Below are 21,040 nucleotides of genomic sequence, written 5' to 3'. Positions count from 1 at the left end.
GCGCTTCGGTCTCTTTTACAAGCTCTTATATGTTAGTACAGTCCCGGTACGTTGTTTGTCCCTTTGGGAGTTTTTCCATAGACCTCTCAGCTACCGGGTGACTCTTTTCATCATGCGCTGATAGTTTCGTCTCTGCCTGACCGCGCAGAAGGCAGGTTTTTACGATTTCTTCCGGTATTCACGCCCAAATATTGGGCTCTGAAGCCCAGTTGAACCCATTCTGCGACCTTCATGTGGTCTTGCTCCCATAAACACTCCGAACCCGGTACACTTAGGTGATGTGACTTACCCTGTGACTGGACCCGTAATTGGTGTCATCGGCGGCGGCCAGCTGGCCCGCATGATGGCACCCGCAGCAACTAACCTTGGCCTGAACCTGCAGATTCTCGCGGAGGCGCCCACCGTCGGCGCCGTGGCGGCGGTACGTACCGCCCCCGTCGGGGACTACAAGGATTTGGACACCCTCCGCGAATTTGCTCGCGGCAAGGATGTCATCACTTTCGACCATGAGCATGTGCCCACCGAATTTTTGCGCACCCTCATGGCGGAGGGAGTGAATGTTCAGCCCCGTCCCGAAGCTCTCCAGTACGCTCAGGACAAGCTCCTGATGCGCGCCGCTATTGAGCGTCTGGGCCTGCCGAACCCCCGCTGGGCTAAGGTTTCTACCCTGGACGAACTGCTCGCCTTCGGCGATGAAATTGGCTGGCCCATGGTGCTGAAGACCCCGCGCGGCGGTTACGACGGCAAGGGCGTACTCGTCCTGGATTCCCCCGAGGAGGCTCGCGAGCGCAGTACTGCGTGGTTCGAGCAGTTGCCTTCCCGCACCGATTTCTCCGCCCTGCTTGCCGAGGAGAAGGTTCCCTTTACCCGTGAACTCTCCGCTCTAGTGGCTCGCCGTGAAAGCGGCGAGGTGCGTCCCTGGCCGGTTGTTGAGACCATCCAGGTGAACTCCATCTGTGATGAGGTTATTGCACCCGCGCAGGACCTGGACCCCGAGATTGCGGAGGCTGCCGCAGCCGCCGCGGTGACCATTGCCTCCGAGCTGGGGGTCACCGGTGTCATGGCTGCTGAGCTTTTCGAGGTGCCCGGCTCCCCCGCCGGCTTCTACATCAACGAGCTGGCGATGCGCCCGCACAATACCGGCCACTGGACTCAGGACGGCTCGGTGACCAGCCAGTTTGAGCAGCATCTGCGTGCGGTACTTGACCTGCCGCTGGGTGATACCTCCGTGCTGGAGGGTGTTGCCGTGATGAAGAACTACCTGGGCGGCGAGAACGAAGACATTTTCGGCGTCTACCCGCTGGCGCTTTCAGCTGAACCGCGCGCAAAGATTCACTTCTACGGCAAGGAAACCCGCCCGGGCCGCAAGATTGGTCACGTGAACATTACCGGCACGGTGGCTGAGCTTGAGGCGTTGCGCCATAGCGCCGCGAATGCCGCCTCCATTTTGCGTGACGGCCGCCCCCTGTAGCCCTATTTTTAGCCGGTGCGTGGGGTGAGAGTATCCTGCGTATCCGACGCACCCTATTGATGGTGGTTCGCCACCGCATCCTGAAAGGATATGAGGATTATGTCTCAGTCTCCCTATAATTCTTCCCAGCCCATTGTTGGCATTGTGATGGGTTCGGATTCGGACTGGTCGGTCATGGAGGCCGCAGCCGAGGTTCTGGACGAGTTCGGCATCCCTTACGAGGCTGATGTTGTTTCTGCACACCGCATGCCCGAGGACATGATTGAGTACGGCAAGAAGGCTCACAGCCGCGGTATTCGCGTGATTATTGCTGGCGCCGGCGGCGCCGCTCACCTGCCCGGTATGCTCGCTTCCGTCACCGCTCTGCCTGTGATTGGTGTTCCGGTGCGTCTGAAGAACCTCGAGGGCATGGACTCGCTGCTGTCGATTGTTCAGATGCCCGCCGGTGTTCCGGTAGCTACCGTCTCCATTAACGGTGCTCGCAATGCGGGTCTGCTGGCTCTGCGTATTCTGGGTTCGGGTACCGATGCGTTTGCTCAGCAGGTTCACGCTGATTTGCGTCAGTTCTCTCAGGATCTGCGCCAGACCGCGATGGACAAGGGAGCCGCTCTGCGCACCCGAGTTGCCGAGGCGAAGGCTAAGGCAGCGGCCGAGCGCGAGGCGGAGGAGAGCTCCTCCGCCCCCCGCCCCGCTTCTGCTCCCGAGGCCTCGTCGGAGCCCCAGGCTTACGTTCCCTAAGCTCGGATACACTAGAAGTATGAGCAATATTCTTCAGTCCGATATTTGGGCACGTTTTCAGGAATCTAATGGTCACACCGTAATTCGTAAAAGCGGTAACGGCTGGTCGTACCTTGCAACCGTTGAGGGCGGCGCTACCGGCCGCTACCTGTACAGCCCGTACGGACCGGTCGCCTCCAGCGCTGTGGCTTTTGATGAGGCTCTCGCGTCATTGAAGGAAGAGGCTGCGAAGCTTCGTTGCCTGTTTGTGCGCATTGAACCCACTGAATCCGCTATTTGGGGCGATCAGGATGCGGCTACTTTCCTGGCTCGTCGCGGCGCGGTTCTGGCTCCTCGCCAGGTGCAGCCTTCGCACACTCAGATTATTGATCTTTCGGGCTCTGAGGACGAAATCCTCAAGGGAATGATCCCCAGTTACCGTAATCGTCATCGTAATCTCCACAAAAAGGGGGTGACCGTTGAGGTTTCGACCAATCCCTCGGATATGACGATTCTCTTCGGCTTCCTCGAGGAAACCGCGGACCGTAACGGTTTTAACCGTCAGCAGGATGAGTACCTGATGCAGGTTGCTCGCGTGCTGATGCCCGCCGGTGCGGCGTCCCTGTACATTGCGAAGCTGACCGATGAGAACGGTGAGAGCACCCCGATCGCGGCGGCGTTTGTGTACGATTCGGATGACACCCGCACCTACGCGCACGCTGCGGCTTCTTTTGAGCACCGCAACCTTAGTGCAGGTGTTGTGGTGGTGACGAACTTTATCCTGGACGCTAAGCGCAAGGGTCTGAAGTACGTTGACCTCTTCGGTATTGCGCCGGAGGATCAGCCGGATCACGAGTGGGCTGGTTTCACGAAGTTCAAGAAGTCCTTCGGCGGTGAGTCGGTGGAGTACCCGGGTACCTGGGATGTTCCGGTAACCTCGTTGGGTTACCGCGCCTACACGCTGGCGTACAAGGCTCGTCCGGCTGTTCGTGATGCTGTGGCGAAGGCGAAGGCGAAGGTTCAGTCTTTCCGCTCTCGCTAACGGGTTCAGGCTCGTCCTTACTGGGGCGTATCCTGAGAACTAAAAGCTAAATACATGAGGGAGCCGCCCTCACCGAGTTCTTCGGTGGGGCGGCTCCCTGTGTATGTATGTGCAATGTTTGAGGAGTCTTAGCGCGGCTCCTCAGCCCTTGCGAGGGCGAAGATTACTGCTCTTCGAGGATTACTGCGCTTCGAAGATTACTGTTCTTCGGGGCTCTTGGTGTGCGAGAGAATCTCGCGCAGGCGGGAGAGGCGGTGCTCTGCCTCAACGGTACGCACGGTACCCGAGGAGGAACGCATAACCAGCGACTGGGTGGTCACAACGTTCTTGCTGTAGCGCACGCCGCGCAGCAGCTTGCCGTCGGTGATACCGGTTGCGGCGAAGAAGCAGTTGTCGCTGGTGACCAGGTCGTTGGTGGTCAGCACACGGTCGAGGTCGTGGCCGGCTTCCAGTGCCTTTTCACGTTCTGCCTCGTCGGTCGGTGCCAGGCGGCCCTGGATGACGCCACCGGTTGCCTTGATAGCGCATGCTGCGACAACGCCTTCGGGGGTGCCGCCGGTGCCGAGCATGAGGTCCACGCCGGTGTTTTCGCGGCAGGCTGCGATAGCGCCGGCGACGTCACCGTCGAGGATGATGCGGGTACGGGCGCCTGCCTCGCGAATCTCCTGGATCAGCTTGGCGTGGCGGGGGCGGTCCAGCACGCATACGGTCAGCTCGCTGACCTTCTTGCCCTTAGCCTTAGCGACCAGGTGCAGGTTCTGCTTGACGGGCAGGCGCAGGTCGACGAACTCTGCGGCTTCGGGGCCGGTGACCAGCTTCTCCATGTAGAACACTGCGGAGGGGTCGAACATGGTGCCGCCGTCTGCCACAGCAATCACGGAGAGGGCGTTGTCCATGCCGAGTGCGGTCAGGCGGGTACCGTCGATGGGGTCAACCGCCACGTCGAGGGAGGGACCGGAGCCGTCGCCGACGTTCTCGCCGTTGTACAGCATGGGAGCCTTGTCCTTCTCACCTTCACCGATGACAACGGTGCCGTTGAAGTTGACGGTGGAGAGGCGGTAACGCATTGCGTCTACGGCTGCACCATCTGCGAGGTTCTTTTCGCCTGCGCCGACCCAGGGGCCTGCAGCAATTGCTGCTGCCTCAGTCGCGCGGACCAGTTCCATTGCGAGGTTGCGATCGCCGTGGTTGTTGTTCGTAGTCATAGACTCACCTTCGAGATTTCTGAATACACCGTCGGCTGGCTGGTTCTTTCCAGCACGAAGTCGCCGACGCAGTAGTGCTCCTTTCAGGATAGCGCGCGGGCGCTTCGTTTTTCTTGTTCTGAACGAGTTTGCGTGCGTGTTGACTTTAAGGTGAGCAGATGCGGCAAATTGGTGAGGGCTGTGTCTCTCTTCGGCACTTCATACACTCTGAGGCACTGATTTTGGGTGTTGTGAAGGCGTGCCAAACTAGCTATTTTTCGCATATTTAAGGCATATTTGAGGTAGGTTCTTTCTCCGGGAGGCTCCCGGCAAGGAGCTGAGCTTCAGTGCGAGCGCCTGAAGCCCCACATACCCGTTCGCAGATTCGTTGCCTCCGACGGCACGCGTTATCTGTATTTGTCCGCTAAGGAGCATCACATGGCTGGCATCCAACCGACTCCCGCAGAAGCATGGAAGCGTCTGAAGGACGGTAACCGCCGTTTTGTTGAGGGCAGCAACGAGCACCCCAACCAGGACACGATTCGCCGTACCGACCTGGCATCGGGTCAGTTCCCGTTCGCCTCGATTTTCGGTTGCGGTGACTCTCGCCTCGCGGCAGAGATTATTTTTGATCTGGGCCTGGGCGACGCGTTCGTGGTGCGTACCGCCGGCCACGTCCTGGAGAATGCCGCGCTCGGTTCGTTGGAGTACGCGGTTGATGAGTTTGAGACTCCCATTGTGATGGTTCTCGGTCACGACTCCTGCGGTGCTGTGACTGCGGCCAGCAAGTCCTTGGAGTCCGGTGAGATGCCGCACGGCTTCATCCGTAACCTGGTGCAGCACATCCTGCCTTCGGTGATGTCCCCGAAGCTGCCGGAGAACCCGGTCGTTAACGACATGGTGCGTGAGCACACCCGCCAGACCGCCATCCGCATTATTGAGCAGTCCCACATCATTTCGGATGCGGTGGTTGAGGGTAAGGTCGCCGTGATTGGTGTCTTCTACCATCTGAAGGAGGGTAAGGCGGAGCTGGTGTTCAGTTCGCAGGATCTGACCCTGCCGGAGGAGAAGAACGACGCGCAGAACCCGCCGACTCAGACGCTTCCGGTGGTCGTGAAGACTCCCCCGCGCGTTGTGGTTGCCGAGAACCTGGACTAGGTTTCCTCTTCTCCGCTCATTACGAGCCTTAGCGCGAGAACCCACATGCTCGCACTTAACAACAGATTTTTCTATGGGATACCCCCGCCACGGTAGCGTGTTCGCACATCTACCGGGGCGGGGTTTTTACGTGCCTTCTCACGCCTCAAAATTTATGAGCGTTTTTCCTCTTTTGACACCTTTTCGAGGCGACGTAAGCCACTTTGAACGCCTATCCTAGAGATATGGCTGAAAACATTGAATACCGCATTGAACATGACACCATGGGCGAAGTTCGCGTTCCGGCTGATGCACTCTACCGTGCACAGACCCAGCGCGCAGTCGAGAACTTCCCGATTTCGGGTCAGACCCTCGAATCCGCCCATATTCGTGCGCTTGCCCTCGTGAAGAAGGCAGCCGCGACCGCCAATGAGGAACTCAAGGTGCTCGACGCTGAGCGCGCCCAGGCTATCCGCGACGCAGCGGATCTGGTAGCAACCGGTAAGTACGACGCCCACTTCCCCATTGACGTCTTCCAGACCGGTTCCGGTACCTCCTCGAACATGAACGCGAACGAGGTTCTGGCAACCCTGGCAACCCGTTCCCTGGAGTCCAAGGGCATTGAGGTTCACCCCAATGACCACGTGAACGCTTCCCAGTCCTCCAACGACGTCTTCCCCACCTCCGTGCACGTTGCTGTGACCGAGGCTCTGGTGAAGGACCTGATTCCCGCTCTCGAGGTGCTCGCTGAGTCCCTGGAGCGCAAGTCTGCTGAGTTCAAGGACGTTGTGAAGTCCGGTCGTACCCACCTGATGGATGCAACCCCCATCACCCTGGGCCAGGAGTTCTCCGGCTACGCCGCAACTGTGCGTTACGGTATTGAGCGTGTGAACGCTTCCCTGCCTCGCGTGGCTGAGGTTCCCCTGGGCGGTACCGCTGTGGGTACCGGCATCAACACCCCCGACGGCTTCTCCGCTCGCGTGATTGAGCTGCTTGCTGAGGAGACCGGCCTGCCCCTGACCGAGGCTCGTAACCACTTCGAGGCTCAGGCTAACCGTGACGGCCTGATTGAGGTTTCCGGTCAGCTGCGCACCCTGGCGTACGGCCTGATGAAGATCAGCAACGACATCCGCTGGATGGGTTCGGGCCCGAACACCGGTCTGGGCGAGCTGCACATCCCCGATCTGCAGCCCGGCTCCTCGATTATGCCCGGTAAGGTCAACCCCGTGATTTGTGAGGCTACCATCATGGTTGCCGCTCAGGTTATCGGTAACGACGCAACCATTGCTCTGTCTTCCACCAACGGCGCGTTTGAGCTGAACGTGGGTATTCCGGTGATGGCCGCTAACCTGCTGCAGTCGATCCGCCTGCTCGCTAACGTCTCTCGCGTTGCCGCCGAAAAGATGATTGACGGTCTGACCGCTAACGTTGAGCGTTGCCGCTTCCTGGCTGAGGCTTCGCCCTCGACCGTGACCCCGCTGAACAAGCTGATTGGTTACGAGGCTGCTGCGAAGATCGCTAAGTACTCGGTGGCTCACAAGGTGACTGTCCGTGAGGCAGTTGTGGCTCTGGGCTACGTGGAGCGCGGCGAAGTGACCGAGGAGCAGCTGGATGCGGCTCTGGACGTCACCAAGATGCTGGGCAACTTCTAATCCAAATCGTCTGATCACACCGCATACAGAATCGGGTGTGGCGCTACTGTTCCCACGGTATCGTCACACCCGATTTCTTATGTTCGTCTTGCCTCCCACGTGCGCAAAGGTAGTAGATACGACGGAGGGGCCCGCCTTTCGACGGGCCCCTCCGGTAGCGTTAAGCATCCCTTACGGACTAGCTGAACTGCCTCCACGCGGACATGTTACGCAGGTTCGAGCGAGCCATTGCCACGGCCTCCGCTGCGCCGCGGTTCAGCGCAATCTTGGAGAGCGAGGTGGCGAAGCCAACGATCTGCTTGGCCTCGACCTCGGGCGGCATCGACAGAGCGTTGGGGTCGGTAATGATCTCGACCAGGGAGGGGCCGCGGTGAGCCAGGGCGTTGCGCAGCGCACCTTCCAGGTCCTCGGCCTTCTCAACACGCTGAGCTTGGAAACCAGCGGCGGTTGCGATGTCGGCGTAGTTGACGAGCGGCACATCCACGCCGAAGTCCTCGAAGCCCTGAACCAGCTGCTCAAGCTTCACCATGCCCAGGGTGGAGTTGTTGAACACCACGATGGTCAGCGGCAGATCGTACATGACCGCTGTCAGAATATCACCCAGCATCATGGACAGGCCACCGTCACCCGAGACCGAGATGACCTGGCGGTTAGGCTCGGCAATCTGGGCGCCCAGGGCCATAGGCATGGCGTTCGCCATGGAGCCGTGGAGGAAGGAACCCAGCAGACGGCGCTTGCCGTTGGGGGTGATGTAGCGGGCGGTCCACACGTTGCACATGCCGGTGTCCGCGGTGAAGATGGCGTCATCGGAGGCCAGCTCATCCAGCACGGATGCGGCGTACTCGGGGTGAATCTTGCCCTTGGTGGGGTTGTGGGTGTAGGCGCCGACGACCTTGGTCATGATCTTCTCGTTCTTCTTCAGGAGCTTCTCCAGGAACGAGCGGTCGCTCTTGCGCTGCACGAGGGGCAGAACGGCCTTCAGGGTTGCGGCAACGTCAGCCTCAATCAGCAGGTCGACGTTGGTACGGCGGCCCAACACCTCGCCGGCACGGTCAATCTGAACGGTCTGCACGTTGGGCAGGAACTGGTCGTAGGGGAAGTCGGTACCCAGCAGGAGCATCAGGTCGGAGTCCTTCATACCCTCTGCGGCCTCACCGTAGCCCAGAAGACCGGTCATTCCCACATCGAAGGGGTTGTCGTACTGGATGTACTCCTTACCGCGCATCGTGTGGCCCACGGGAGCCGCGACACGGTCGGCCAGCTGAACGACTTCATCATGTGCACCGGCCACACCGGCACCAGCGAAAATCGAAATCTTCTTGGCCGCGTTGATGCGATCGGCCAGGTCGCGCACGGTGGTCTCATCGGGGACGATGGTGCCGGGGCGGTAGTCGCCCCATGCGGGCACGTGGTCAACGGCATCCTGGATGGCAATATCGCCGGGAATCGATACGACGGCCACACCGCGGCGGGCGATAGCGTGACGCATACCGGAGTTGATGATGCGCAGGGTCTGGTGGCCAGAGACTGCCATCTCGTTGTAGACCGAGCAGTCCTCGAAGATGCGCTCGGGGTGGGTTTCCTGGAAGTATCCGCTACCAATCTGGCCGGAGGGGATGTGGGAAGCAATCGCCAGCACCGGAGCGTGGGAGCGGTTGGCATCGTAGAGACCGTTGATGAGGTGGGTGTTGCCCGGACCGCACGAGCCGGCGCACACGGCCAGCTTACCGGTCACCTGGGCCTCGGCGCTTGCGGCAAAGGCCGCGGCTTCCTCGTGGCGCACGTGAATCCAGTCGATACCGCCGTTCTTCGAGCCGCCGGAGGCGCGCACTGCGTCCACGATGGGGTTCAGGGAGTCGCCCACCACGCCGTAGATACGCGTGACACCGGCCTCGACGAGCTGTGCGACAATCTGTTCTGCCAAGTTCATAATTACCCTCTTTCGTTGGCGTTCCACGGGGTGCAACGGCCCGATGGGGGAACGCTGTGTATCCCCTCAGAATAGCACTCTTTCCTCGTCAAAGAAGGTCTTGTTTTTATAACACTTAGGGTGTATCAACTTGGCATAAAGTCGGGTCTCGTTCGCGCAGGGCGGAGGGCAACCCTCGCTTGGCTAGTCCTCTTCCGGCGGCACCGATTCCAACCCAAAACGGCAGTGACCGTCATAGTTCAGCGCCGCATCAATACGGTCCAGCATCCGCTCCGAAAGCAACGCACGCTCCGCCGGGTCAGACACATCCACCCAACGCACCTGCGAAGACTCCTCGTCGTTCACCTTCGCCTCACCAGAAACCCAGCGACACAAGAACGTATGATCCAAAAACTGGCAGCGGTCACCATTACCGAACTGCATCGGCGGGTCAGCCTTCACCTGCGCCAGCTCCAGCACCTCAATTGCCTGCACCTCGCTGAGGTTCGCGGCTTAACCATAGAGGGAGGGGCGACTCGCCATGACGGCGGGTCGCCCCTCCCTCTGTATGTGTTCTCTGCTCCGTCAATGAGTTGGTAGCGGGTTCTCGCTATTGTTCAACGATATTAAACACTTTGAACTGTTTATAGTGGACCAGCGTGTAGATGAGGCAGAGTACAGCCGGGATACTGACGACAAGCGCAGCGTTGAAGGAGCCGAGATGGTCAAGCATCAGTGCTACCGCGCCCATGGAGTACAGCGTTCCTAGCCCAAACACGGCACCGTCAAGGGAGCTGGCACGCCCCAGTAGCTCATTCGGTGTAATGCAGTCACGCAGATTGTTGGAGAAGATGAAAGCTGATGCCCATCCTACGTCCAGGATGAAGAGCAGGGCGCCGAGCACTACAGGGTTATTGCTGACGGTGACGAGCGGTATTCCGAGCAGGGATACGACGTTGGCGACCAGTAGCATTCCTTGCGTGTTCTCAAAAGAGAGGAAACGATCGATGATGAGTGCCGCAACGATACCGCCGATACCGCTGCAGGCCATAATCATGCCTACCACTGAGGCTTCAAAAGTGAGCTCCTCATACAGGCGGTAAATAATGATGAGTGAATACGATGCCGTAGCTGCCGCCAAGAAGAACGTGTAGACAAGGATAAGTCTCTGCGGGGCACCGGAGAACATGTATTGGATACCGTCAAACATGCGGTGAATAAACCCATGTTGCGCGGTTTCGCGTTGCTCAGTTTTAGTTTCCATCTCTACGGATGGCAACGTTGCGTATGAAATAGTTGCCGCCCCGAAAAGGAGCACCGGGACGATAAGACCGACCGTTGCACCCGCGACAAGAACAATAAATCCTGCTGTAGGGGGCGCAATGATTGCGGATATTCCCTCGCAAATTTCACGACGTGCATTGTACGAAAGAAGGTTTTCTCGTCCGAGAAGCTGCGGAATATATCCTGCTTCTGAGGCAGCAGCCAGCTCAGAGAAGACACCACTCACAAATCCTAGTGCGGCGATGGCGAACCATGACAGCATATGCTGCTCAATCATCAACGCCAAGGTAAGGATGCTGAGGATGTTTACTGCCCCGGCAATCACAATCATAGGTTTTCGAGGCAGACTATCCGATAGGGTTGCTAGTGGATATGCCAAGGCGATATTGGGGATTTGCATGGCTACCGCCATTACGCCAGCCAGCCCAATTTCGCCTGTACTAGCGAGAATCGCAATGGGTAGGGCGAAGGAATATATTCCTGTACCCACCAGAGAGCCAATAAGGGCTACGTAGATTCTCCAGGGTATTTTATGTGTTGTCATGCTTTGCTCCTTCCAGGACGCATCAAAATAGCGACCAAGAATTGCGATGAACACAATGAGCCTAGTTCACAGAAAAATGGCATGCCTTAAAGATTTATAGGCAGAGTAAAAGGAAAGCGACTACGCTCACCAGAACATCACGTGAACGAATCTTTCTCGGGTTACTGACTAATACGGGGCCGTCACTCCCAATGTAACCCGTGTCATATATAAAGCATCTCATGTACACCACTCATAACTCGAAACACAGGCACAACTTAAGGTAAAAAAGACAAAAACAAAATAAAACCACGGCAGCCTTTAGGGTTCCAGTCCCCCACTCCCACAGAAAAACAGGAAGAACCACCCAATAACATGTAACAAACTGTCATAAAAATACTGGGAGGGGCGACTCGCCATGACGGCGGGTCGCCCCTCCTTCTGTATATGCACGCCTCAATCGGCGGCTTTTACTCAGCCCCAGCAGCCGGTCTAGTACTCTTCCGGCGGCACCGACTCCAAACCAAAACGGCAGTGGCCATCATAGTTCAGCGCCGCATCAATACGGTCCAGCATCCGCTCCGAAAGCAACGCACGCTCCGCCGGGTCAGACACATCCGCCCAACGCACCTGCGAAGACTCCTCATCGTTCACCTTCGCCTCACCAGAAACCCAGCGGCACAAGAACGTATGATCCAAGAACTGGCAGCGGTCACCATTACCGAACTGCATCGGCGGGTCAGCCTTCACCTGCGCCAACTCCAGCACCTCAATCCGCACGTTCGCCTCCTCCTGCGCCTCACGCAGGCAGGTCAGTGCGGGGCTTTCCCCCGGGTCCACAATGCCTGTGATCGGGGTCCACGCCCCGTTATCGCTACGGCGCACCAGCAGCACCTTAGAATCCTGCTCACGGTACACCACAGCCGTCGCACCGGACAGCCACAGGTAATCCGAACCAATCCGCTCACGCAGCTTACGGATATAGGGAGGAGTAGGCATAACATCAACCTTTCAAACGCCCCGGCAAATCTACCGGGAATAGGTGCTAGAGAGCAGAGCGAACAGTCGCGAGCCGCACACAGAACAAGCCCGCCACTTAGCCGGACGGTCACCCTACTTCGGAATCTACCACAGAGAATACGCAGGAGCCGCCAACGCCACCAGCGCACCCAGAAGCATAAACGGACCGAAGGCAATGCGGGTGCTACCGCGCGCCTTCGTGAACAGCACCAGGGCCAAAGACACCAGACCACCGGCAAGGAACGTCACCAGCGACGCCCAGCCAAGATTCGCCCAGGACAGGTACCCGAGCACGCCGCCCAGAATGCCAGCAAGCTTCACATCCCCGCGGCCCAGCGCACCGAAAGACAGGATACGCAGAAGCCCGTAGCAGAGCCATAGCGCCAGACCGGCACCAATCACGCGCCAAATATCGGCGGGGCGACCGGCAAAAAGCAAAGACACCGGCAGAGCCGTATAGGTGGCAATAGCCAGAGGAATCAGGATGCGGTGGGGCAGACGGTGCTCGCGCACGTCAATACGCCACAGTCGCAGGGTGCACCACAAAAAATACAGCAGGTAGCTGCCGAGCACCAGAGCGGCAATAACGGAGGCGCCGCCTGCGCTGTAGAGGCGGGAAAGCTCAGCGAGCATAGAACGTCCATTCTGTAATGCTGGGGGCTGTACTACCGGAGGCTGCTAGCCGGGGAGGCAAGAACCGAGAGGCCAACACCACCGGTGCTAGAGCGTATAAGTTCTAGGAGCCGAAACGGCGGGAACGGTTCGCGTAGTCCCGCAGGGCACGCAGAAAATCAACGCGCGTGAAGTCCGGCCACAGGGCACGGCAGAAATAGAACTCAGAATACGCGCTCTGCCAGGTCATGAAACCGGACAGACGTTGCTCGCCTGAGGTGCGGATCAGCAGGTCCGGGTCGGGCATATCGGCGGTGTACAGGTGCGAGGAAATATCCTCAACATTCAGCTGGTCAGCCATATCCTTGAGGGAGGTGCCCTTCGCGGCGGCCTCACGCAGAACCGAGCGAACCGCGTCCACAATCTCCTGGCGACCGCCATAACCGACCGCAATGTTCACGCGAACACCGGGCAGGTGCGCCGTCTGTTCAATCGCCCAGTCCAGGCGCTCGTGCAGCTGGCGAGGAATCAGGTCAATATTGCCGATGGCACGCACCGGGCCGCAGGCGGACTCCACCAGACGCACCAAGAACGCATCAATCACAGCGACCAGACCGGTCAGTTCCTTCTCGGGGCGCTTCAGGTTCTCGGTGGAGAGCATGTACAGGCTCACCTGCGGAATCGACAGCTCAGTGCACCAGGCCAGAAAATCAATAATTCGCTCCGCACCGGCAGCGTGGCCCTCACGGGTGCTCAAGCCACGCTGAGCCGCCCAACGGCGGTTACCGTCCACCAGCACTCCAATATGTGCAGGCAGGGATTCGGGGCTCAGCGAGCGCGCCAGAGCCTGCTCATAGACGGTAGGCTCAGTGACAGTGCCGGGGTTGCTGGCGTGGCCGTGCACAGTAATCACGGGCAGGGCGTTGGCGCTCATAGCTCATACCTCATTCGGCTGTCGTGGCAGATAATTCAGCGGGCTCATAACGAAAGAGTCCAAGCTCTTATTCTACGCCGCCGCGCCGTACCTTCGCGGCAATCGGCATCACGGTTGGGCTGAGAATCGGCTCAAAATTTGTGGTGGCTAGTGGCGGCATGCGGGTCGGGTGCAGGGTTGCGTGCAGGGGCTGCACGCATCGCGCGCCTAAGAATGGATGATGCCCTTCACCTACGACTCATATCGTGGGTGAAGGGCATCATTGTAACGCGCGGGGCGCTGCACCCCAGCCTAGATAACGTAGTAGTCGCTCAGGCCCTCGTCCAGGCTAGATTCGGGCAGCTGAACCTCAGCGTGCGAGGCGGCCAGCGTGTAGTCCTCCCAGGGCCAAATATCCTTCAGCTGTTCGCTGGGAACGGCGAAGAACACGCCGTTCGGGTCCACCTGCGAGGCGTGCGCGCGCAAGGCCTGATCGCGCTGCTCAAAGTGCTCGTGAACCAGGATGCGGGTCGTAGTCTCGTGGCGAGGCGCCTCCCCCGAGGAGGCGCGGTGCGCGAGGTTCTCAATCCAGCCGCTCAGCAGGCTCTCACCGTGCGTATCGAGCAGATGCTCGTGCAGGGCGAGGGTGCGTTCGGGGTTGAATGCGCGGTCGTAATAGAGCTTCAGCGGGGTCCAGGGCTCGCCCTCACCCACGTAGGCTTCCGGGTCGCCCGCCTTCTCGAATGCTTCCACTGCGACCTTGTGGGTCATGATGTGGTCGGGGTGCGGGTAGCCGCCGATCTCGTCATAGGTGATGATGATGTGCGGGCGGTACTCACGCACCAGACGCACGAGCGGCGCGGCGGCACGGTCCAGGGGCATGGTGCCAAAGCTACCGAAGGGAAGCGGCGGCATGGGGTCGCCCTCGGGCAGACCCGAGTCGAAGAAGCCAATCCAGCGGTGTTCAATACCCATAATCTCGCGGGCAGCCGCCATCTCAGCGCGGCGCAGACCCGGCAGGTCACGGTGCGCACGCGGGCTCTTATCGATCTCCTCATTCAGGATGTCACCGCGCTCGCCGCCGGTCATCGTCGCCACCATGAAGCGGGCACCACGGGCAATATACGCCGAGGCGGTACCGGCGCCCTTGGAGGACTCGTCGTCCGGGTGGGCGTGCACCGCGAGGATGCGCAGACCGGTGTAGTCCTCCTCCAGCGGTTTGAGGGAGTCCACGGGAGGGTGAGTCGGCAGGTTTGCCTTCAGCTGTTCAATGGCTTCGCTCACGGTGGTCTCCTTTAGATGATGCGCCAGGGGTGATGTGTCTGTGACTCGCAAATGCGAGCGCTACACGGCAGAAATTTTACGGTTGTAGCTTCTCGTATGATACCCAAGGATAGCGCCGGTGCACTAGCGCAGATGACGCCGTGTGACATCGTGAAACGTGCCGTCATATCAGCAGATTCACGGGCAAGAAACAGGCTGATGCTGGCGGAGCGTTCAGCTACCGGCGTGCGTACCGACGAAGATGCGCTCAGAGGGGAAGATACGACCGGCGTAACAGCCGAAAATCCTCCGGTGTTCTAGAATAGGTCTGTTGATTCATTCCGTTACCACCTCCTCGCCTTTTCTTTGGCACACGGTAGCGGGTTTATTCGTTTCGCACCGGCAACGCCGGCGCATAAGCAAAGGACACGCATGGCTGAAAACACCGGTGCCTGGCTCACTCAGGACGCCTTCGACCGCCTCACCCAGGAGCTGGAGTACCTCTCCGGCCCGTACCGCCAGGAAATTGTTGACCGCATCGCGCAGGCACGCGATGAGGGTGACCTCCGCGAGAACGGCGGCTACCACGCTGCACGTGACGAGCAGGCTAAGAACGAGGCACGCATCAAGCAGCTCAAGCACCTGCTGGAAACCGCGCACATCGGCGATACTCCCGCTGACGACGGCGTGGTAGAACACGGCATGGTCATCGAAGCTGAGGTTGCCGGCCGCACCCTGAAGTTCCTGCTCGGCTCCCGCGAAATTGAGGACACTCTGCCTGCAGGTAGCGACCTGAAGGTCTTCTCTGAGAAGTCCCCCCTCGGCGCAGCAATTATGGGTGCTAAGCAGGGTGACGAAGTCACCTACACCGCTCCGAACGGTAAGGAACTGAGCGCCAAGATTATCTCCGCAACCCCCTACCAGGGCTAAGAAGTTAGAGCTAAGAGACAGCGCTAGATTTAAAACAAACAGTGCGGGGTGCTGACTATAACGGTCAGCACCCCGCACTGTTTTTTGTCTGCCTGCGTGCGCCTATCTGGTTGCCTCCACCCTTCCGATTCGAGGCAACGCTATAGCTCGTCGGCTAATAAATATATCGGCTTAGTAGACGATGATGGGCTTGAAACCCTCATCCTCCAGGGCAGAAATCACCTGGCGGCAATGCTCCACGCCCTTGGTTTCCATGTCGATGGTAATCGACACATCGCCCATGGACAGCGAACCACCCACACGGGTGTGATCCACACCGGTCACGTTCGCATCATTCTCAGAAATAATGCGGGAAATGGTCGCCAGCTCACCCGGACGGTCAGACAGCATCATCTTCACGGTCATGTAGCGGCCAGCCGCAGACAGACCGCGCTGAATCACCTTCAGCATCAGCATCGGGTCAATATTGCCGCCGGAGAGCACACACACGACCGTACCCAGGTCGCCGTACTCTTCCTTCAGCTTGCCGTTCATCAGCGCAGCCACGGGCACCGAACCGGCAGGCTCCACCACAAGCTTGTTACGTTCCATCAGGAAGATCAGGGCGCGAGCGATATCGTCTTCACTCACGGTCGCCACATCGTCTACCAGCTCCTTAATGATGGAGAAAGGCATCTGGCCGGGGCGACCCACCGCAATACCATCAGCGATGGTGGAAACCTTCTTTAGCGGCACCAGAGCATCCGCAGCCAGCGACAGCGGGTACGCCGCCGCGTGCTCCGCCTGAACACCAATAATCTTGATCTTCTTACCGAGCTTCTGCTCCTTCGCGCGGATAGCAGCGGACAGACCAGCAAGCAGACCGCCGCCGCCAACACCCACAATCACGGTGTCAACGTCCGGAACCTGCTCCAGGATTTCCAGACCGATGGTGCCCTGGCCGGCAATAATGTCTTCATTGTCGAAGGGGTGCACGAACACCGCGCCGGTCTCTTCGGCGTAGCGCTTCGCCTCCGCCAGAGCCTCATCCACGGTCAGGCCGTGCAGCTCAACCTCAGCGCCGTGATCGCGGGTTGCGGTAATCTTAGGCAGTGCCGCACCCAGCGGCATGTAAATGCGAGCCTTAATGCCCAGACGGTCAGCAGCCAGAGCCACACCCTGAGCGTGGTTACCTGCACTCGCCGCCACGACGCCGCGCTTCTTCTCCTCCTCGGAGAGCTTTGCCATGCGCACATACGCGCCGCGCACCTTGAACGAACCGGCGCGTTGCAGGTTCTCACACTTGAAGAACACCTCGGAACCCAGGCGCTGGCTCAGGGCACGCGAATGGGCGACCGGGGTGCGTTCAATAACGCCTTCGAGCAGCTCTGCGGCACGTTCAATATCGGTAATGGTCACGGGCAGGGAGTCGAGATCTACGCTCACGGGTTTTCCATTCTGACGGTGCGTTGTCCCGCGGGCGCGGGATGGTGATGTATTGCTCATCCCATTTTAGAGGATGGGTACAGCGAAGGGGGCTACCCGGTCGCAAGTAGCCCCCTGGCGAGACACCGCCGTAGACGGCATCGCGGCCGGCGGTATCGCCGGGACGAGTTAGCGGTGCGTTATCGAGGGTGGCGGGGTGCCCTACGCCAAAACCTCCCGCTCGATGCAGGCCCCTAGTCTTCGGAGGAGTCCGAAGCCTCGGAAGCCTGGTTCTCAGGCTCCTCAGCCTTCTGACGGCTCGGCACCCGGGAGGCCAGATTCTTGACGCTCTCCTGCCGTTCCTGGGCCTTCTCCTCAGCCTGCTCGCGGCGAGCCACCTCGTGCGGGAAGAGGAACTCCTCCTCACGAGGTGCTTCCTTCTCCCAGTCACGGTTCGCCAGGTAACGCACCACCGCGTTGACCACAGCCAGAGTCGGCACAGCGAACAGAGCACCCACCGCACCAAAAATCATGGATCCACCAGCCACCGAGAAAATAACCGCCAGCGGGTGCAGGGAGACAGCCTTACCCATAATGAGCGGCTGCAGAATGTGGGATTCGAGCTGCTGAACCAGCAGAACAATACCGAGCATAATCAGCGCCTGCACCGGGCCCAGAGCAACCAGCGCCAGCAGCACAGCCACAGCACCGGAAATGAGAGCACCAATCACCGGAACGAAGGAGCCGAGGAAGACCAGCACACCCAGCGGGATAGCCAGCGGCACGCCCAGAATTGCGGCACCAATGCCAATGCCGATAGCGTCAATAGCCGCCACCAGAATCTGAACGCGCACGTACGCGCCCAGGGACTTCCAACCCGCACGACCCGCACCGTTGACGGCGGCACGCGCATCCTTCGGGAAGAGGCGGGTGACGAACAGCCAGATACGCTCGCCCTCCATCAGGAAGAAGACCAGGGTAAACAGGGTCAACAGGGTGCCGGTTGCAACCTCAGCCGCAGTCGAACCCACCCGAGACACACCGTGCAGCACGGAGCTGGGGTTATTGGTTGCAGCACTCTCCATCTGTTCCAGCAGCTGGTTCAGCTGGTCTGCACCGAACTCGTAACCGAGGTCCTTCAGCCAACCAATCAGCTGCTGGTAGCCCTGCATCGCCTTATCCGCCATGGACACAAAACCGCGCAGAATCTGCTGACCGGTCAGCGAAATAATACCGGCGAGCACCAGAATCATACCGATTTCGGCAATAGCCGCCGCGCCACCGGCACGAACGCCCTTCTTACGCAGAAGCATCACGGCGGGGCTCAGCAGAGCCGCCAGCAGCAGAGCCACCAGAAGAGAAATAACCAGCAGGGAGACGTGCCCCAGGCCCTTCCAAAGGATCCAACCGGCACCGGCAATCATAATGATGCGCCACGCCCAAGCACCAGCAACTTCCATAGCAAAAGGCACCCGGTAGCCGCGCTTCTCCTCGGCTACATGTTCTTCTGCAATAGGTGTAATTTTCACGGTGTCTCCAAATCGTTATCGGTGTCGCGCCCGCGCGGGGCAGCTTCGGCTGCCCCAGCGGAGGCGGTATGTGGTGATGTTGTTGCGCCCCTCCCCTGCGCCTCGATACATCGGGGAAGTAAAGCGGCAAAGGCGGCGGCACCATCACGGTACCGCCGCCTCATAACGAGCTTTAGTCGTTGCTAAAGATGCTTGCCAGGTACATGAGAACACGCAGGATCTCAACGTACAGCCAGACCAGAGAAGCGGTCAGGCCGAATGCAAGACGCCAGGACTCACGCTCGGGCAGGCCAGCCTCCACAGCCTCGGAGGTGGTGGTGAAGTCCAGCAGCAGCGAGTAGGTTGCCAGCGCAACAGCGAACAGGCCAACAACCAGGCCCAGCGGAATACCACCGATAGAGAAGCTGTTCAGCGAGGAACCGAAGATACCCGCGGTCAGCATGGACACCAGGCCGTAACCCAGGTAGCTGAGCGCACCAATCATGAAAATCTTATTCAGCTTGGGGGTGGTGCGAATCTTGCCGTTGGCGAAGAGAGCCAGGGTCACACCCGCAACCACGAGGGTTGCCAGAACCGCCTGAACTGCCACGCCGGGGTAGCGCATATCCACAACAGCGGACAGACCACCGAGTAGCAGACCTTCCATGAGCGCGTAGGTCATGACCAGAATCGGGGAAACCTTCTTCTTGAAGGAGTTCACCAGACCCAGGACCAGACCGCCAACCATGCCCAGGAGCAGCAGCACCGGTGCATTCCATGCAACAGCGGCACCGACAGCGACCAGGCCCAGGTTGATACCGGTCTTAACCAAGACATCGTTCATGGTCAGGCGCTCACCGGCGGGGATGGGCTCCGAGTAGGTGGGGGCTGCTACGCCGTAGTCAGCCTCACCGTACGGCTGGCCGTACTGTGCCTGCTGACCGTACTGGGGCTGACCATACTGCTGGCCATAGGGCTGCTGGCCGTAGGTGTTCTGGCCGTAGCCCTGCTGATCATACTGCTGACCGTACTGTGCCTGCTGACCGTACTGCGCCTGCTGACCGTACTGCGCCTGCTGGCTGGTCTGCTGCGGCTGCGCACCAAAACGACCGAAACGAGAGTCACCCTGAGTGACATTCTTCGTCATTGAATTCAGAAGCGGGTTTCCCGCCATCTTTCTCTCCTTAAACGGGTACAAAACTAATTCTGTTAATTATATCGGATAGATTCTGTGCTCACGGGCGCTGTTCGTTACCAGCATGGGCTTCTAGCGACCTTGCCAGAATATTTCAGGGCGGTGTTTACCTGAGGTTCACCCAGGCCCGCGCCGCCCCGCATGCAAAGGCTTCTGCGCGTCTCTTTGTGAAGCGTCTAGTGCGAAGCTTCCAAACGGTCCAGGAGCTGTTCCAGATACTCCAGAACTGCCTGTTCCTCGTTCGAGCCAATCACCTCATCAGCAGCATTTCGCACAACCTCCGGGGCATTAGACATGGCAACACCCCAGCCCGCGTAGCGGAGCATTTCCATGTCGTTCTCACCGTCACCGAAGGCAAGAATGCCCGCCGGATCAGCATCCAGACGCTCGCACAGGTCCTCCAGACCGGTCGCCTTATTGACACCGGTACGCACCAGATCAATGGCACCGAAGCCGCTAACCATCGGAGTGACGGTCTGCGGAAGAACCTCACGCAGGTAAACGCTCAACTGCTGCGTCTGCTTAGGCGGAGTCAACAGCGGGAACTTAATGGGTGCGCCCTCAAAATCCTCAACAGAGTCAACCATGACCGAGCCGGGGAAGAAGAACGCCGCAAAGTCCTCCAACGTGAGGGTTTCGGGAAGCTCCTGACCGGTGTCTTCAAAATAGCCGCGAATCATGTGCACAATCTGGTCGCAACGGTCCTTGGGCAGGTAGATACCTTCGGTGGTGCAAACCAGCAGACCGATCCGGTCCAATCCCTGCACTACCTCAATAATGCGCGGCACATCTTCGTCCAGAAAGGGATGCACGGCAAGCTTGCCACTCTCATCGGCAAGATACGCACCGTTTTCAGCGATATAGATGAGACCCTGGTTCTCGAAGCCGCGCATATAGTCCTGCAGCTTGGCGTAGGTGTTTCCGCTCGCCACAACAAAGTGGATGCCCTGCGCCTGCAGGCGGGATAGGATGCGCGAGAAACGTTCGGTGTCGAACGTTTTGGAGTCGGTGAGGAAGGTGCCATCCATATCGACAGCAATGATGGAGGGTTTAGTCTGCATGCGGTGCCTTTCTGCCCCTGCTACCCCATTCAGGTTGGGGTGTATCTGTGGCTGTGTCTCTTCTAGGGTCTCACGTTTTTAAGCTCCGGAAGACGGTATGCGGGCGTTTTTGAGCGTGGAGCCCGCGGGTACCATCGCTTCCTTCGAGCAGGTGGGCATCCCCATGGCAACCGAACTGGTCGGGGGCATCGTCTTTTACCCCCCCCCCCCCCCCC

Annotated in this window: 18 protein-coding genes; 6 read left to right on the top strand and 12 right to left on the bottom strand. The window is 59.3% G+C overall.

The window, feature by feature from the left end:
* Nucleotides 1–280: 280 nt before the first annotated feature.
* The 3 genes from HMPREF2710_RS08350 (at nucleotide 281) to HMPREF2710_RS08340 (ending at nucleotide 3,230) form a co-directional block, all read left to right on the top strand.
* The gene (locus HMPREF2710_RS08350) at nucleotides 281–1,471 is read left to right on the top strand and encodes a 5-(carboxyamino)imidazole ribonucleotide synthase (protein WP_049352097.1); all 1,191 of its coding nucleotides are present in this window, start codon (nucleotides 281–283) and stop codon (nucleotides 1,469–1,471) included.
* A gap of 99 nt (nucleotides 1,472–1,570) precedes the next feature.
* Nucleotides 1,571–2,209, top strand: coding sequence for a 5-(carboxyamino)imidazole ribonucleotide mutase (purE, locus tag HMPREF2710_RS08345; protein ID WP_005506874.1), 639 nt, complete (start codon nucleotides 1,571–1,573; stop codon nucleotides 2,207–2,209).
* Nucleotides 2,210–2,228: 19 nt separating this feature from the next.
* Nucleotides 2,229–3,230, top strand: a complete 1,002-nt coding sequence (locus HMPREF2710_RS08340; protein ID WP_049341541.1) for a lipid II:glycine glycyltransferase FemX — start codon at nucleotides 2,229–2,231, stop codon at nucleotides 3,228–3,230.
* Nucleotides 3,231–3,427: 197 nt separating this feature from the next.
* On the opposite strand, the gene glpX is transcribed toward HMPREF2710_RS08340, so the two are convergent.
* Entirely contained in the window at nucleotides 3,428–4,435 is a 1,008-nt protein-coding gene (glpX, locus tag HMPREF2710_RS08335; RefSeq protein ID WP_049327916.1) for a class II fructose-bisphosphatase, read from the bottom strand.
* 417 nt (nucleotides 4,436–4,852) lie between these two features.
* Here glpX and HMPREF2710_RS08330 point away from each other — a divergent pair, with 417 nt between their 5' ends.
* The gene (locus tag HMPREF2710_RS08330) at nucleotides 4,853–5,572 is read left to right on the top strand and encodes a carbonic anhydrase (RefSeq protein ID WP_005508935.1); all 720 of its coding nucleotides are present in this window, start codon (nucleotides 4,853–4,855) and stop codon (nucleotides 5,570–5,572) included.
* A gap of 224 nt (nucleotides 5,573–5,796) precedes the next feature.
* Complete coding sequence (locus tag HMPREF2710_RS08325) at nucleotides 5,797–7,203, top strand: class II fumarate hydratase (protein WP_049341536.1); 1,407 nt, start codon at nucleotides 5,797–5,799, stop codon at nucleotides 7,201–7,203.
* 178 nt (nucleotides 7,204–7,381) lie between these two features.
* Here HMPREF2710_RS08325 and HMPREF2710_RS08320 read toward each other — a convergent pair whose 3' ends face one another.
* The 7 genes from HMPREF2710_RS08320 to mca all read right to left on the bottom strand — a co-directional run bounded on the left by HMPREF2710_RS08320 (nucleotide 7,382) and on the right by mca (nucleotide 14,748).
* Nucleotides 7,382–9,133 carry a pyruvate dehydrogenase gene (locus HMPREF2710_RS08320; RefSeq protein WP_049350049.1) on the bottom strand — a complete coding sequence of 584 codons (1,752 nt, stop codon included), beginning with the start codon at nucleotides 9,131–9,133 and terminating at the stop codon, nucleotides 7,382–7,384.
* A 183-nt stretch (nucleotides 9,134–9,316) separates the two neighbouring features.
* Nucleotides 9,317–9,607: an NUDIX hydrolase gene (locus tag HMPREF2710_RS08315; RefSeq protein WP_246822917.1), complete on the bottom strand. Its 291-nt coding sequence runs from the start codon at nucleotides 9,605–9,607 to the stop codon at nucleotides 9,317–9,319.
* 115 nt (nucleotides 9,608–9,722) lie between these two features.
* Nucleotides 9,723–10,994: an MFS transporter gene (locus HMPREF2710_RS08310; RefSeq protein ID WP_239662235.1), complete on the bottom strand. Its 1,272-nt coding sequence runs from the start codon at nucleotides 10,992–10,994 to the stop codon at nucleotides 9,723–9,725.
* A 417-nt stretch (nucleotides 10,995–11,411) separates the two neighbouring features.
* Nucleotides 11,412–11,918: an NUDIX hydrolase gene (locus HMPREF2710_RS08305; RefSeq protein ID WP_070600601.1), complete on the bottom strand. Its 507-nt coding sequence runs from the start codon at nucleotides 11,916–11,918 to the stop codon at nucleotides 11,412–11,414.
* A gap of 126 nt (nucleotides 11,919–12,044) precedes the next feature.
* Nucleotides 12,045–12,572 carry a prepilin peptidase gene (locus HMPREF2710_RS08300; RefSeq protein WP_070600600.1) on the bottom strand — a complete coding sequence of 176 codons (528 nt, stop codon included), beginning with the start codon at nucleotides 12,570–12,572 and terminating at the stop codon, nucleotides 12,045–12,047.
* A 103-nt stretch (nucleotides 12,573–12,675) separates the two neighbouring features.
* Nucleotides 12,676–13,485 carry a polyprenyl diphosphate synthase gene (gene uppS / locus HMPREF2710_RS08295; RefSeq protein WP_070600597.1) on the bottom strand — a complete coding sequence of 270 codons (810 nt, stop codon included), beginning with the start codon at nucleotides 13,483–13,485 and terminating at the stop codon, nucleotides 12,676–12,678.
* Between the two features lie 291 nt (nucleotides 13,486–13,776).
* Nucleotides 13,777–14,748 (bottom strand): mycothiol conjugate amidase Mca, encoded by a 972-nt coding sequence (gene mca / locus HMPREF2710_RS08290; RefSeq protein WP_070600595.1) that lies wholly within the window; start codon nucleotides 14,746–14,748, stop codon nucleotides 13,777–13,779.
* Nucleotides 14,749–15,159: 411 nt separating this feature from the next.
* Here mca and greA point away from each other — a divergent pair, with 411 nt between their 5' ends.
* A complete protein-coding gene (greA, locus tag HMPREF2710_RS08285) occupies nucleotides 15,160–15,657 on the top strand; it encodes a transcription elongation factor GreA (RefSeq protein ID WP_044150727.1) in 498 nt (165 codons plus the stop codon).
* A 171-nt stretch (nucleotides 15,658–15,828) separates the two neighbouring features.
* On the opposite strand, the gene ilvA is transcribed toward greA, so the two are convergent.
* The 4 genes from ilvA to HMPREF2710_RS08265 form a co-directional block, all read right to left on the bottom strand.
* Nucleotides 15,829–17,082: a threonine ammonia-lyase gene (ilvA, locus tag HMPREF2710_RS08280; protein WP_049358314.1), complete on the bottom strand. Its 1,254-nt coding sequence runs from the start codon at nucleotides 17,080–17,082 to the stop codon at nucleotides 15,829–15,831.
* Between the two features lie 233 nt (nucleotides 17,083–17,315).
* Nucleotides 17,316–18,590 carry an AI-2E family transporter gene (locus HMPREF2710_RS08275; RefSeq protein ID WP_049358313.1) on the bottom strand — a complete coding sequence of 425 codons (1,275 nt, stop codon included), beginning with the start codon at nucleotides 18,588–18,590 and terminating at the stop codon, nucleotides 17,316–17,318.
* 172 nt (nucleotides 18,591–18,762) lie between these two features.
* A complete protein-coding gene (locus HMPREF2710_RS08270; protein WP_070600593.1) occupies nucleotides 18,763–19,743 on the bottom strand; it encodes a Bax inhibitor-1/YccA family protein in 981 nt (326 codons plus the stop codon).
* Between the two features lie 197 nt (nucleotides 19,744–19,940).
* Complete coding sequence (locus HMPREF2710_RS08265) at nucleotides 19,941–20,825, bottom strand: Cof-type HAD-IIB family hydrolase (RefSeq protein ID WP_049358312.1); 885 nt, start codon at nucleotides 20,823–20,825, stop codon at nucleotides 19,941–19,943.
* Between the last annotated feature and the right edge of the window lie 215 nt (nucleotides 20,826–21,040).

Source organism: Rothia sp. HMSC069D01, assembly GCF_001810135.1.
Taxonomy (GTDB): domain Bacteria; phylum Actinomycetota; class Actinomycetes; order Actinomycetales; family Micrococcaceae; genus Rothia.
This window is presented reverse-complemented; position numbering and strand designations above follow the sequence as displayed.

Excerpts from the sequence above, each read along its gene's own strand:
- HMPREF2710_RS08330 (WP_005508935.1), top strand. The coding sequence starts at position 4,853 with ATGGCTGGCATCCAACCGACTCCCGCAGAAGCATGGAAGCGTCTGAAG.
- HMPREF2710_RS08320 (WP_049350049.1), bottom strand. The coding sequence starts at position 9,133 with ATGAACTTGGCAGAACAGATTGTCGCACAGCTCGTCGAGGCCGGTGTC.
- HMPREF2710_RS08270 (WP_070600593.1), bottom strand. The coding sequence starts at position 19,743 with ATGGCGGGAAACCCGCTTCTGAATTCAATGACGAAGAATGTCACTCAG.
- uppS (WP_070600597.1), bottom strand. The coding sequence starts at position 13,485 with ATGAGCGCCAACGCCCTGCCCGTGATTACTGTGCACGGCCACGCCAGC.
- purE (WP_005506874.1), top strand. The coding sequence starts at position 1,571 with ATGTCTCAGTCTCCCTATAATTCTTCCCAGCCCATTGTTGGCATTGTG.
- HMPREF2710_RS08305 (WP_070600601.1), bottom strand. The coding sequence starts at position 11,918 with ATGCCTACTCCTCCCTATATCCGTAAGCTGCGTGAGCGGATTGGTTCG.
- glpX (WP_049327916.1), bottom strand. The coding sequence starts at position 4,435 with ATGACTACGAACAACAACCACGGCGATCGCAACCTCGCAATGGAACTG.
- greA (WP_044150727.1), top strand. The coding sequence starts at position 15,160 with ATGGCTGAAAACACCGGTGCCTGGCTCACTCAGGACGCCTTCGACCGC.
- HMPREF2710_RS08340 (WP_049341541.1), top strand. The coding sequence starts at position 2,229 with ATGAGCAATATTCTTCAGTCCGATATTTGGGCACGTTTTCAGGAATCT.
- HMPREF2710_RS08265 (WP_049358312.1), bottom strand. The coding sequence starts at position 20,825 with ATGCAGACTAAACCCTCCATCATTGCTGTCGATATGGATGGCACCTTC.
- HMPREF2710_RS08300 (WP_070600600.1), bottom strand. The coding sequence starts at position 12,572 with ATGCTCGCTGAGCTTTCCCGCCTCTACAGCGCAGGCGGCGCCTCCGTT.
- HMPREF2710_RS08325 (WP_049341536.1), top strand. The coding sequence starts at position 5,797 with ATGGCTGAAAACATTGAATACCGCATTGAACATGACACCATGGGCGAA.